Raw genomic sequence first — 13,506 nt, forward strand, 5'->3', positions numbered from 1 at the left:
AACCCGGTGGCCCCGGACTCGGGGTCGGAGGCCTTAAGCTTCGCCCTGTGACGGCGAGTGACGCAGGCACCGCGACGGTGCGGACCGACGAGTCAGCGGCGACGGGCGGAACCGCCCCGGCCGACCAGGCCAGCCCCGAGGCAGCGGCCAGGCGGGCGGCGGCCGAGCTGGCGGCCAGGACCGGGGTGGAGGAGCACCAGGTGGCCGTGGTCCTCGGCTCCGGCTGGCGCCCGGCGGCCGAGGAACTGGGCGACCCGGTCGCCGAGGTGCCGATGGCGGAGCTGCCCGGTTTCGTGCCGCCGGCCGTCGCCGGCCACGGTGGCGCGATCCGTTCGGTGCGCCTCGGTGACTCCCGGGTGCTCGTGCTGCTCGGCCGTACGCACCTCTACGAGGGTCGGGGTGTCGCGCCGGTCGTCCACGGGGTGCGCACCGCCGTGGCGGCGGGCGCCCGCACGGTCGTCCTCACCAACGCGGCCGGTGGCCTGCGCGGTGACCTCGACGTCGGCCAGGCCGTGCTGATCCGGGACCACCTCAACCTGACCGCGCTCTCCCCCCTGGTGGGGCCCCAGTTCGTGGACCTCACCGACCTGTACACCGCTCGGTTGCGCGCGCTGGCCGCCGAGCTCGACCCGACGCTCACGGAGGGCGTGTACGCCCAGCTCCCCGGGCCCCACTACGAGACGCCGGCCGAGATCGGGATGCTCCGCACGCTGGGCGCCGACCTGGTGGGCATGTCGACGGCCCTGGAGGCCATCGCGGCCAGGGCGGCCGGGGCCGAGGTGCTGGGCCTGTCGCTGGTGACGAACCTGGCGGCCGGCACCACCGGCGAGCCCCTGAACCACGAGGAGGTCGTGGCGGAGGGACGCGCCGCCGCCACCAGGCTCGGTGGTCTGCTCGCCCGTCTGGTGGGCCGGTTGTGAGCGGCCTCGACCCGGCGCTGCGCACGGCTGCCATGCGGTGGGCGGCCGAGGACGTGGACGAGGACGACCGCGTCGAGCTGCAACGCGTGCTCGCCTCGGCGATGGCCGGCGACGAGTCGGCGAAGGCGGAGCTGGCCGACCGGCTGGCCGGTCCGCTGACCTTCGGCACCGCCGGGCTGCGCGGCCCGCTGCGCGCTGGTCCCAACGGCATGAACCGGTCCGTCGTCATCCGGGCCACGGCCGGCGTCGCCGCCTGGCTGACCGCCCACGGCCATGCCGGTGGGGTGGTCGTCGTCGGGCGGGACGCCAGGCACGGGTCCGAGCGGTTCGCGACCGACGCGGCGGGGGTGCTGGCCGCGGCGGGTTTCGACACCCGGCTGCTGCCCGGCCCGCTGCCCACCCCGTTGCTCGCCGGCGCGGTCCGCCGGTTGGGCGCGGTCGCGGGGATCCAGATCACGGCCTCGCACAACCCGCCCGCCGACAACGGGTACAAGCTGTACGACGGCGAGGGCACCCAGATCGTGCCCCCGGCCGACTCCGAGGTGGAGGCCGCCATCGAACGGGTCGGGCCCGCCTTCACGGTGCCCCTGTCGCAGGGCTGGCGGGTGGAGGACCGCGACCTCCTCGGCGAGTACCTCGCGCACGTCGGGACGCTGCCGAGGGGAAGCGCCCGGGACCTGCGGATCGCGGCCACCCCGATGCACGGCGTGGGCGGCGAACCGCTGGTGCGCGCGCTGGCCGCCGCCGGTTTCCACGACGTCCACCTCGTCCCCGAACAGGCGGAACCCGACCCCGACTTCTCGACGGTGGCCTTCCCCAACCCCGAGGAGCCCGGGGCCACCGACCTGCTGCTGGCCCTCGCGGAGCGGGTCGAGGCCGACCTGGCGATCGCCCTGGACCCCGATGCCGACCGCTGCGCGGTGGGTACCCGTGAACCCGGCGGCGGTTGGCGGATGCTGCGCGGGGACGAGACCGGTGTCCTGCTCGCCGAGCACGTGCTGGCCGCGCTGGACCGCGCCGCGCACCCCGATCCGCTGGTGGCGACGACGATCGTGTCCTCGTCGATGCTGGCCTCGGTCGCCGCCGCCCACGACGCCCGGTACGACGAGACGCTCACGGGTTTCAAGTGGCTGGTGCGGGCGGGGGACGGCAGGGGGACCGGTCTGGTCTTCGCCTACGAGGAGGCCCTGGGGCTGTCGGTCGATCCCGAGGTGGTTCGGGACAAGGACGGCCTGTCCGCCGCGGTGCTCGCGGCGGACCTGGCGGCCACGAGGAAGGCCGAGGGCAGTGACCTCCTGGCCGCGTTGGACGAGCTCGCCGCGCGGCACGGCGTGCACCTGACCGACCAGGTGTCGATCCGGGTGACCGACCAGGCGGAACGGGCGAGGCTGGTGGCGGGGGTGCGCGGGCGCCCGCCGGCGGAGTTGGCCGGAGTGCCGGTGTCCCTGGCGGAACCGAGGGCGGCCGACATCGTCGAACTCCGCGCCCAGTCCCTCCGCGTCGTGATCCGGCCCTCGGGGACCGAACCGAAGCTGAAGGCGTACCTCCAGGTGGTGGAGCCGGTCGCGGACGCGGCCCCGGACGGCGGCGCCGACAGGTCCGACCGCGTGGCGGCGGCGCGGGAACGCGCCGAGGCCCGACTCACCGAGCTCCGCGACCAGGTCGCGGAACTGCTGCGCTGAACCGGAACCGGCTCCGTCCCGCTCCCGATCGGGACGGAGCCGGCCTCGCGTCAGGGGCGTGGACCTCTCCTGAGGACGCCCGGGCACCCGGCGGAGGGCCGGTCGCCGTTCTCCCGGTTCCCTCGGTTCTCCCGCCGTGCGGAATTGCCAGCCCCGGGGCCGCCGCCGAGTCGCGGAACCGTTCGAGGTGGGGAACGCGAGGCGCTCCCTTTTCGCTACCGGCGGAGCTGGCGAGGGTTTTCGACCGGCGGCGCGGTAGTCGGGGAACCCGCCACGACCCCGTCGCCCCCGCTGCTCCCAGTTCGCATCCTCCCAGTTCAGCGCCCGGAAATGTCGGTCGTTGCCGGTATTCTCGGTGGTGACGGTGAAAGCCCCGGGGAAACGGTGGAAACCACTTCGCGGGGTTCCGGCGGGAATCGGCAGGGGAGTTCGGACATGCCTGAGAACAGCGGTCTGGAATCAGCCAACGACACCAATCCCTTCGACTCGGTCCGGCGCGTGGACGACACCGGTGAGTGGTGGTCCGCCCGCGATCTCATGCCACTGCTCGGCTACTCGGACTGGCGGCACTTCGGCGAGACCCTGGCGCGGGCCAAGCGGTCGGCCGCCAACACCCGGGTGAACGTGGGCACGTTATTCGTGGCGGCGGGCGGTGCCGCCGCCACGGGTGGGGAACCGTCGGACGACCACCGCCTCACCAGGTACGCCTGCTACCTCGTCGCGATGAACGGCGACCCGGCGAAGCCGGAGGTGGCGGCGGCCCAGCGCTACTTCGCCGTCCGCGCCAGGGAAGCCGAGATCGTGCTGCCCTCGCCGAGGATGCCGGAGGACTACCCGTCGGCGTTGCGGGCGTTGGCGGACCAGTTCGAGGAGGCCGAGCGCACCCGCAGGGAGCTGGCGGTCGCCGCTCCGAAGGCCGAGGCCTACGACGCCCTGTTGGAGACCGACGGCACCTACCTGGTGGGCAACGTGGCCAAGATGCTCGGAGTCCCCGGGATGGGCCAGAACAAGCTCTTCGAGTTCCTGCGCGCCGAGCACGTGCTGATGTCGGCCGAGCACCGCCGCAACGAGCCCTACCAGGAGCACGCGCACCACTTCCGGGTGGTGCCGAGCGTGTTCGACACACCGGACGGGCGTCGTGGCGGGTTCACCACCCGGGTGCGGCCCTCCGGGATCGAGTTCATCCGGTCCCTCCTGGCCAGGCGGGGGCACCAGGTGCGGGCCGAGCTGGCCCCGGTCCGCGAGTCCGACACCGGCTGACCCAGTCCTCCCCGGGTGCCGGTGGAGGACCACCGGCCGTCGGCGCCCGGGGAGCCCTCGAGCTGGTGGACGCGTCCGGAGCTACGAACGAGCGGCGGCCGAGCAGGTCGCGAGACCGCGGGTGCAGCTGTCCCGGGCTGAGGAGTTCGCCGCCACGCTCCGGACGCGACTGGACGCACCGTCCGGGCCGCCGGGGTGAGGGTCGCCTGGCGGGGGCGCCCCTGGCTACTGGTGGCACGCGGGTGGGTCCACTCCGACGCGGGCGGCACGACGGAGTGGACCCGCGCTCCTCGCGATGCCACGCGGATGCGCCGCGGCGAAGGGGGCGCCCGCGCCGGCGAGGGAGCCCGGGCACCGGAGCCCCGGAGGGCCGGGAATCCGACGTTCGCCGGGAACCGGGAGCGGGCGGCGTTCGTCGGAACGGCGTGCCGGCGACGCCCGCCGACACCAGGTGCTCGCCGTGAGCGTCTCCCGTTCCGCGGTGTCGGGCTCGCTCCACCACGCGGGGGGCGGCCGACCGATGAGGGGATACAGTCCGTAAGTGACCGCGACAACCGGTGAGCAGTCGTTGAGAGTGGAGACCGTGGAGCAGTCCCGACTGCTGGCGCTGCTGCGTGACGAGGGGCCGATGTCCCGGGTCGAGCTGGGTGAACGGCTCGAACTGCCACGCGCCCGCCTGACCGCGGAGGTCAGCCGGCTGGCGGACGCGGGCATGGTCGAGTCGGGGGGACCCGCCGCGAGCCGGGGTGGCCGGCGGTCCACGCTCGTCCGACTGGCCTCCGACCTGCGCCTGCTCGCGGTGGACATCGGCGCCACCTCGGTGGGGGTGGCGGTGACCGGACCGAGGTGCGACGTGCTCGCCCACGTGGTGGAGGACTGCGACGTCCGCACGGGGCCGGTGGCTGTGCTCGAACGGGTCGCCGCGCTGGCCGATGTCGTGCTCGCCAGCAACCCCGGGCGGCTGCTGGCGTCCGGGGTGGGGCTTCCCGGCCCCGTCAGCTTCCGGGAGGGGCTGCCGGTGGCGCCCCCGATCATGCCGGGGTGGGACCGCTTCCCGGTTCGGGACCAGCTCGCGAGCCGGTGGCGCCGTCCGGTCGCGGTCGACAACGACGTGAACGCGATGGCGATGGGCGAGCGGCACGCGGGCGTCGCCCAGTCCCTCGACGAACTGATCTTCGTGAAGATCGGAACGGGTATCGGGTGCGGGATCGTCCTCGGGGGGCGTGTCTACCGGGGCGTGGCCGGGACGGCCGGCGACATCGGGCACGTCCGGATCGACGAGTACGGGCCGGCGTGCGCCTGCGGGGAGGTCGGCTGCCTGGAGGCCTACTTCGGCGGCGCCGCCCTGGCCAGGGACGCGCTGACCCTGGCCCGCAGCGGCCGGTCGACCCGGCTCGCCGAGCTCCTGGAGGAGCGGGGGAGCCTGACGGCCCAGGACGTGGGCGCCGCCGCCGGTGCGGGCGACTTCGCCGCCGTGAACCTGATCCGGGAGGGCGGCAGGCGGCTGGGGCAGGTGATCGCCTCGCTGGTCAGCTTCATCAACCCGGGCATGGTCGTCATCGGGGGAGGCGTGGCCGGCCTGGGGCACCAGCTGTTGGCCGAGGTCCGCAGTGCCGTGTACCGGCGATCGTTGCCCCTCGCGACCGGGAACCTCCCGATCGTCCTCTCCGAACTCGGGGACCAGGCCGCCGTGATCGGCGCGGCGTGGTCGGCCAGTGAGCGCGCTTTCGCCCTGACGCACTAGTCCTCCGCCGCTCACCGGTCCCCACCAGCGGGGTGTCGACCAGGCGCTCCCGGCGGCGGCCAGGTGGCGGGCGCGGCTCCAGGTGTGTTCCGAGGGCCCGACGCCCGTGCCGCCCGGCCGTTCGACGGAGCCCCAGCTCCGGTGCGGGCGGCGCTCTCCTCCCTGGCTCGGGTGACGTGGTGCCGTGCGCCGGGCGACCGGCGCCGGTAGCCCACATCCTGGTGGCATGCCTGGTGAGAACAAGACCCTCGTCTGGCCGGTGCTGGCGTACGAGGACGCGCCCGCCGGTATCCGGTTCCTGGTGAACGCCTTCGGCTTCCAGGAGAACGTCGTCTACCCGGGCGAGACCCCTGACGTGGTCCTGCACGCCGAGTTGCTGTGGCCAGAGGGTGGCGGGGTGATGCTCGGTTCGGCCAGCGCCGGGGAGGGACACGCGATCCGGCCGGGTGGTTGCGCCGTGTACCTGGTGACCAGCACCCCGGACGAGTTGTTCGACCAGGCCGTGGCTGGGGGTGCGGAGGTCGTGGTGGCTCCGGAGGACAAGGACTACGGGGCGCGGGGGTTCACCGTCCGTGATCCCGAGGGCAACGAGTGGAGCTTCGGCACCTACTCGGGGGGCTGAGCGCGCCGACGGTGCGGAGCCGGGCCGTGCGGGCTCGGCCGGCCGCGACGGGATGGTCGCTCGGTTCGGGTGAGGGCAGGGCGGCCGGTCTGCCGTGGACAGCGCCGGAACGCCGGACCGCCGCGACGTGCCGGTCGCGGCCCGTCCCCTGCCACGGTGCCCCGGCGCTGGCGTGGCGGCGGCGCACAGGAGCGGAGCCGGGCGGGGCTCCACCGACCACCACGTGTCGTCCCAGAACCGGCACCGGCCGGCGTCCGGCGGCTGGGTCGGCGAGGTCGGCGAACCTTCCAGGTTCTGACGGAGAGTGACGGCGCTCGGATGCCGGCGGCCCTCCACGGGCCCACCGGCGCGTGGTGGCCCGGCCGGGGCCGGGCCGCCGACGGGGGACTTGGAGGGCTGCCACCACCCCGGTGACGGGTGCTCCGGAGCCGAACTCCCGGCCTCGCCCCCACCGGTGCGGTGGGCTCGGCCAGCGCCGGCCCCGGGCGGCTCGCGCCACCGTCGCGCGCCCAGTGGGTGGCGCGACCGCCTTCCCGTCCCCGGGCACGACGGTCGTCCCAGGTCAGCGCGCGGTCGGGCCCGCTGGGGACCTCAAGCGGAGCTCGGTCCCCGGCCCGGGTCGCGAGAGCTGCGAAGGATCTTGTCGAATCGCTTAAACTGAGCAGACTTTCGTGTGGAGAATGCCAAAGTTGCGGCCGAAATCTGGGCCGAACGAGTGAAAACCTGGGATTTTGGTAGCCCGAAGGGGTTGACCAGTGATGTGGACCACCTTACTTTGATGAACCACCCAACGAAGTGAGGTTGCTGTGCGGAACGGTCACGTGCCGCCGGCCGATCAGGCCGGCCTGCGCCGAGCGAACCTCGCGTTGGTCGTGCGAACCCTGCGTGAGCACGGGCAGCAGTCCCGGGCGCAGCTGTCGGCCCTCAGTGGACTGAGCAAGGCGACCGTCTCCAACCTCGTGAGCGAACTCGAGTCCCGCCGCCTGGTGCGGGCCGCCGGGCTGACCGCCGGCCGCCAGGGGCGCCCGGGCCAGCTGGTGGAGCTGTCGCCGGGGTCGGTGTGCGGCATCGGCCTCGAGATCAACCTCGAGTACCTGCGAGCCACGGTGCTCGACCTCGCGGGAACCGTCGTCACCGAGCAGCTGGTGCCCCTCCGGGTCGTGGAACTCGGCCCGCAACGGTGCCTCGACCAGCTCGCCGAACTCGCCAGGTCGATGCTCGCCACGGTCGCCGCCGTCGGCGCCTGGCCGGCCGGCATCACGGTCGCGGTTCCCGGCCTCGTGGACACCCAGGCCGGCGTGGTGCGCTTCGCCCCGAACCTGCGCTGGCGGCAGATCGCCCTCGTCGACGGGCTCGCCGCCCGCGTCGACCTCCCGCTCGAACGGTGCGCCGTGGACAACGACGCCAACCTCGCCGCCCTCGCCGAACACACCAGCGGTGCCGCCAGCGGCACCGACGACCTGCTCTGCATCGTCGGCAGCAGCGGAGTGGGAGCTGGTCTCCTCGCGGCGGGGGTGCCCGTGCGCGGGGCGTCCGGCTTCGCCGGAGAGGTCGGCCACCTCTCGCTCGACCCGCTCGGCCCGTCCTGCCCCTGCGGGAACCGGGGCTGTTGGGAGCGGCAGATCGATCTGGGCACGCTCCTCGAGGTGATGTCCAGCCCGGACGACCCGGTGCGGGACCCCAGCCTCGCGGTCTCCGACCGGTTGCGCATCATCCGGGTCCGGGCCGAGGCCGGCGACCGCCGCACGCTCGACGCGCTCCAGCAGGTCGGGGACGCCCTGGGGGTCGGTCTCGCCCTGCTGATCAACGTCCTCAACCCGGCAGCCGTCGTGCTCGGCGGCTACTTCGCCGAGCTGTACGAGTGGCTGGTCGAGCACGCCCGCATCCAGATCGCCTCCCGCGTCCTCTCGCCCGAGGCGGCCCGGGCGGCGATCCTGCCGTCCACCCTCGGGTTCACCGCCGCCATCCGAGGCGGCGCGCAGCACGCGATGCGGATGGTGATGGACAACCCCACCCTCGCCCCGGTGGTGGCGAGCGAACCGACGGAGGCACCGGCATGAGCCGAACCGACGGGCCCACGGGGCCGCGCGCCGCCGGCCAGGAGGAGGCCGGGGAGGTCCTGCTGCGCATGGAGGGGATCGTCAAGGTGTTCCCCGGGGTGCGGGCGTTGGACGGAGTGGACCTGGAGGTGCGGCCCGGCGAGGTGCACTGCCTGCTCGGGCAGAACGGGGCGGGGAAGTCCACCCTCATCAAGGTCCTCGCCGGCGCCCACCAACCCGACGAGGGCGTCATCACCTGGCGGGGGACCGAGGCCAGGCTGCCGTCACCGGTCGCGGCCCTCCGGCTCGGCGTGGCCACCATGTACCAGGAGCTGGACCTGGTCCCCGACCTGTCGGTGGCCGACAACATCTTCCTCGGCCACTGGCGGTCCCGTTGGGGGTTCACCCGGGCCCGCGCGGCGGCGGCGGAGGCCACCCGGTTGCTCACGCGCCTCGGTCACCCCGAGATCCGCCCGCACCGGGAGGTCGGCGGCCTGTCCGCCGCCGGGCAGCAGCTGGTGTCGATGGCCAGGGCACTGGCCCACGACGCCGGGCTCATCGTGATGGACGAGCCGACGGCGGCGCTCGCCGCCGACGAGACGGAGAACCTCTTCCGGGTCGTGGAGGACCTCACGGCGTCCGGGGTGGCCGTCGTCTACATCTCGCACCGCATGGAGGAACTCCGGCGCATCGGTGACCGGATCACGGTCATCAAGGACGGTCGCACCGTCGCCAGGAACCTCGACGCGAAGACCACACCCACCTCGGAGCTGGTGTCCCTGATGACCGGGCGTCGGGTCGACGCGGCCTTCCCGAAGCGGGAGGAGAACACCACCGACGCCTCGGTGGAGGCGCTGCGGGTGGAGGGGCTCACCAGGCGAGGCGAGTTCAGGAACGTCGACTTCACCCTGCGCGCGGGCGAGGTCCTCGGCATCGCCGGGCTCGTGGGCGCCGGGCGCAGCGAGATCCTGGAGACCGTCTTCGGCGCCAGGAAACCCGACAGCGGGCGGGTCCTGGTGCACGGCCAGCCACTCCGGCCGGGCAGCGTCCCGGCGGCCGTGCGCGCCGGCATCGGACTGGCGCCCGAGGAACGGAAGAGCCAGGCACTCCTGCTCGACCTCCCCGTCGCCCACAACGTGACCCTGGCCAGCCTGCCGGAGTACAGCCGACTCGGCTTCTCCCAACGGGCGAGGGAGATCGACGACGCCACGGAGAAGCTGCGGGAACTGGACCTGCGGCCGGCGGACCCCCGACGCCTCATCCGAACGCTCTCCGGCGGCAACCAGCAGAAGGCCGTGGTGGCCCGCTGGTTGGTGCACGGGTGCCGCATCCTGCTGCTCGACGAACCGACCAGGGGCGTCGACGTGGGAGCTCGCAGCGAGCTGTACCGGCTGATCCGCGAACTCGCCGCCTCCGGCGTCGCGGTCGTCGTGGTCTCCAGCGAGGTCCCGGAGGTGCTCGGCCTGGCTGACCGGGTGCTGGTGCTCCGCGACGGCGACATCGTCCACGAGGCGCCCGCCGACGAGCTGACCGAGGCCGACGTGCTTGATCTGGTGATGGAAGGGAGTGCGGCGTGACCGACAAGAAACCGGGCTCGGTGCTCGGCGCCGGCAGCGCCGAGGACAGATCCCCCAACGAGACTGCGGGCTCCCCGAGCTCCGCCGGTGGAACCGGCGGAGACGGGCGGTCCGCACCGCAGCCCACCGCCCCCGCCGCCACGAAGGGCGGTGGGCTGCGACTGGACGTCCGGCTCACGGGACTGTTCGCGGTACTGGTCCTGCTGTGCGTCGTCGGGTACCTGACCCGGCCGGACGCGTTCCTCACCGAGGGGAACCTGTCCACGATCCTCCGGCTCGCCGCCGCCATCGGCGTGGTCAGCGTCGGCATGACCTTCGTCATCACCACCGCCGGGATCGACCTCTCCGTGGGTTCGATGGTCGCGCTCGCCAGCGTGTGGATGACGACGGTCGCCACCCAGTCCTACGGGGTGGGGGTGATGGTGCTCTGCGCCCTGCTGGTGGGACTGGGCGCCGGTCTGGTCAACGGCATACTGATCGCCTACGGCAGGGTCGTGCCCTTCATCGCGACCCTCGCGATGATGGTCGCGGCCCGGGGCCTCGCCGAGCGCATCAGCGGGCGGCAGACGCAGGTGATCAGGGACACCGCGTTCCTGGACTTCTTCCGGGGCAGCTTCCTCGGCGTCCCGGTCCTGGTGTGGATGTTCCTGCTGGTCTTCGCGGCCGGCTGGGTCCTGCTCAACCGCACCACCTTCGGCCGGCGCACCTTCGCCGTCGGGGGCAACCCGGAGGCGGCCCGCCTCGCTGGCATCAACGTCAAGCGCCATGTCGCGCTGGTCTACGGGCTGGCCGGCCTGTGCTGCGGGATCGCCGCCATCATGGTCGCGGCCAGGACCACCTCGGGCGCGTCCACCAACGGGCTCTACTACGAGCTCGACGCCATCGCGGCCGTCGTGATCGGCGGCACCCTGTTGACCGGTGGCCGAGGCAGCCTCCTCGGCACCCTCATCGGTGTGTTGATCTTCACCGTGCTCAGCAACATCTTCACGCTGAACAACCTGGAGACCGACATCCAGAACATCGCCAAGGGCGTGATCATCGTGGTCGCCGTGCTCCTGCAGTACCGCACCATGAACCACCCGCGAACGACCTAGCACCGCAGTCCGTCGTCGGGGCGGTCACCGCCGCCCGCCCCGACGAGGTCCACCGGCACGAGCCGGTGGGCCCGTGAGCCGTCGGCGGCCAACACACCCCAGGTCCGCCGCCGCCAAGTCCGGCGGTCCACGTCTCGTGCTCGGGAGTCCTCGATGTCAAGACAGCCACTGTTCGCCCGCCGCCGCTTCCTGCTCGGCGGCACCGCCCTCGGCGCGGGGGTCGTCCTGTCCGCCTGCACCTCCAACGACGCCGCCCAGGAGGCCCCGCGGAACGTCAGCGTCGGTGCCGGCGACAACGCCGAACCCGGGCCGGAGGTGACGATCGGCTTCTCCGCGCCCGCCGCCGACCACGGCTGGATGGCGGCCATGACCGCCTACGCGCGGTCGCAGGCCGAGGCGTTCGAGGACGTCACCTTCACCGCCACCGAGGGCACCAACGACTCCAGCCAGCAGATCGCGCAGATCGAGACCCTCATCAACGACGGTGTCGACGTCCTCGTCATCCTGCCGCACGACGGCGCGCAGCTGACCGCGGTCGGCCAGCAGGCGATGGACGCCGGCATCCCGGTGGTGAACGTGGACCGCGTCTTCGACAGCCCGCTGGCCTACCGCTGCTGGATCGGCGGCGACAACTACCGCATGGGCGTCAACGCCGGGGACTACATCGCCGAGCAGATGCGGGAACAGGGCAAGGACGACCCGGTGATCGCCGAGGTGGCGGGAATCGACTCGCTGCCCCTGACCCAGGAACGCAGCCAGGGGTTCGCCGACGCGCTCGCCCGGCATGGCTTCGAGGTCTCGCACCGGGTCGCGGCCGAGTTCACGGTGGAGAGCGGTGAGCGGCAGACCTCCAACCTGCTCCAGTCCGCCAGCTCCCTCGACGCGCTGTGGAACCACGACGACGACCAGGGCATCGGCGTGCTCGCCGCCATCGAGAACGCCGGACGAGACGAGTTCATCATGGTGGGCGGCGCGGGCTCACTGGACATGATGGACCGGATCGAGTCGGGCGAGAGCGTCGTCAAGGCCACGGTCCTCTACAGCCCGTCGATGTGCGCCTCGGCGATCTCGCTGGCCCGCCTCCTCGGACAGGCCAAGGGCCTCGGGGACATGGCCGAGCACGAGATCCCGGCGTCCATCACCACCTACTCGGCAGTGGTCACCAGCGACAACGTCGCGGAGTACCGGGACGTGGGCTTCGCGTCCTGACCTGGACGGCACCAGCCGGCCCCACCGGCGGAGGCCGGCACGGTAGTCCTCTCGGCCACGCCGAGATCGTGAGGACATCGAGAATGTGAGGGATCACAGCATGGCAGCCAGCGAGACGATCGGCGTCGGGATGGCGGGGTACTCCTTCATGGGTGCCGTCCACTCCCAAGCCTGGCGCACCGTCCACCGGTTCTTCGACGTGCCGGTAGCACCGGAACTCGTCGCACTCGCGGGCCGCGATCGGGCCAGGACCGAGGCCGCCGCCGCCCGGATGGGGTGGTCGGCCGCGGAGACGGACTGGCGGCGTTTGGTCGAGCGGGACGACGTCGGCCTGGTCGACATCTGCACGCCGGGGGACACCCACGCCGAGATCGCGATCGCCGCGCTGGACGCCGGCAAGCACGTCCTCTGCGAGAAACCGCTGGCCAACACGGTGGCCGAGGCGGAGGCGATGGTGGCTGCGGCGGAACGGGCCGCCGCCTCCGGGGTCCGCTCCATGGTCGCCTTCAACTACCGTCGCGTCCCGGCCCTCGCGTTGGCGCGCGAGCTGGTCGCGAACGGTCGCCTCGGCACCGTGCGGCACGTGCGGGCCGTCTACCTCCAGGACTGGCTCACCGACGAGAACTCGCCACTGACCTGGCGGCTCGACCGCACCAAGGCCGGCGCTGGCGCGCTCGGCGACATCGGTTCGCACATCATCGACGCGAGCCAGTTCGTCACGGGGCAGGCGATCACGGGTGTCTCGGCCATCACCGAGACCTTCGTCCGCCGCCGCCCGGTGGCCACCTCATCGGCGGGGTTGTCCGCCTCGGCCGGCACCGAGTACGGGGACGTCACGGTCGACGACGCCGCCCTGTTCCTCGCGCGGTTCACCGGCGGGGCCGTGGCCACCTTCGAGGCGACCCGGTTCGCCGCCGGTCGGAAGAACGCCATGCGGCTGGAGGTCAACGGCTCGCGGGGCAGCCTCGCGTTCGACTTCGAGTCCATGAACGAACTGTGGCTGCACGAGGAGGACATCGACGCGGCCGAGGGCGGGTTCCGACGCATCCTCGTGACCGAGGCCACGCACCCCTACCTCGGGGCGTGGTGGCCGCCCGGCCACGGGCTCGGCTACGAGCACACCTTCACCCACGAGGCAGCGGACTTCCTCACCGCCGTGGGCACGGGGACCGACCCGGAGCCGAGCTTCGCCGACGGACTGCGGGTGCAGCGGGTGCTGCGGGCGGTGGAGGACAGCGCCGCCGCCGACTCCCGCTGGACCCCGGTGCCGTAGTCGACCACGAGACCAGCCGGCCGAACGGGTCGGCGAGACGGTTCCGCCCGGCTCCTCCACGGAGCCGGGCCGGGAACCGGGAGCCC

10 protein-coding genes are annotated in these 13,506 nt (G+C 73.1%); all 10 read left to right on the forward strand.

Going from position 1 to position 13,506, the window contains the following annotated elements; all coding sequences use genetic code 11:
- Positions 1–167: 167 nt before the first annotated feature.
- The 10 genes from G443_RS19515 to G443_RS19560 all read left to right on the forward strand — a co-directional run bounded on the left by G443_RS19515 (position 168) and on the right by G443_RS19560 (position 13,420).
- Entirely contained in the window at positions 168–920 is a 753-nt protein-coding gene (locus G443_RS19515) for a purine-nucleoside phosphorylase (RefSeq protein ID WP_035292565.1), read from the forward strand.
- A gap of 32 nt (positions 921–952) precedes the next feature.
- Positions 953–2,602: a phospho-sugar mutase gene (locus tag G443_RS19520; protein ID WP_051314179.1), complete on the forward strand. Its 1,650-nt coding sequence runs from the start codon at positions 953–955 to the stop codon at positions 2,600–2,602.
- A gap of 435 nt (positions 2,603–3,037) precedes the next feature.
- Positions 3,038–3,862, forward strand: a complete 825-nt coding sequence (locus G443_RS19525; protein WP_051314102.1) for a phage antirepressor KilAC domain-containing protein — start codon at positions 3,038–3,040, stop codon at positions 3,860–3,862.
- 628 nt (positions 3,863–4,490) lie between these two features.
- Entirely contained in the window at positions 4,491–5,606 is a 1,116-nt protein-coding gene (locus tag G443_RS19530) for an ROK family protein (protein WP_245588881.1), read from the forward strand.
- A gap of 226 nt (positions 5,607–5,832) precedes the next feature.
- Positions 5,833–6,228 carry a VOC family protein gene (locus G443_RS19535; protein ID WP_026419376.1) on the forward strand — a complete coding sequence of 132 codons (396 nt, stop codon included), beginning with the start codon at positions 5,833–5,835 and terminating at the stop codon, positions 6,226–6,228.
- Between the two features lie 821 nt (positions 6,229–7,049).
- Positions 7,050–8,288 carry an ROK family transcriptional regulator gene (locus G443_RS19540; protein ID WP_245588855.1) on the forward strand — a complete coding sequence of 413 codons (1,239 nt, stop codon included), beginning with the start codon at positions 7,050–7,052 and terminating at the stop codon, positions 8,286–8,288.
- Between the two features lie 68 nt (positions 8,289–8,356).
- A complete protein-coding gene (locus tag G443_RS19545) occupies positions 8,357–9,844 on the forward strand; it encodes a sugar ABC transporter ATP-binding protein (RefSeq protein ID WP_026419373.1) in 1,488 nt (495 codons plus the stop codon).
- A 155-nt stretch (positions 9,845–9,999) separates the two neighbouring features.
- Positions 10,000–10,938, forward strand: a complete 939-nt coding sequence (locus G443_RS19550) for an ABC transporter permease (protein ID WP_051314178.1) — start codon at positions 10,000–10,002, stop codon at positions 10,936–10,938.
- A gap of 153 nt (positions 10,939–11,091) precedes the next feature.
- Entirely contained in the window at positions 11,092–12,147 is a 1,056-nt protein-coding gene (locus G443_RS19555) for a substrate-binding domain-containing protein (RefSeq protein WP_026419371.1), read from the forward strand.
- 100 nt (positions 12,148–12,247) lie between these two features.
- Positions 12,248–13,420 (forward strand): Gfo/Idh/MocA family protein, encoded by a 1,173-nt coding sequence (locus G443_RS19560; RefSeq protein ID WP_026419370.1) that lies wholly within the window; start codon positions 12,248–12,250, stop codon positions 13,418–13,420.
- Positions 13,421–13,506: the final 86 nt, after the last annotated feature.

The organism is Actinoalloteichus caeruleus DSM 43889 (assembly GCF_000429185.2).
Classification (GTDB): Bacteria; Actinomycetota; Actinomycetes; order Mycobacteriales; family Pseudonocardiaceae; genus Actinoalloteichus_B; species Actinoalloteichus_B caeruleus.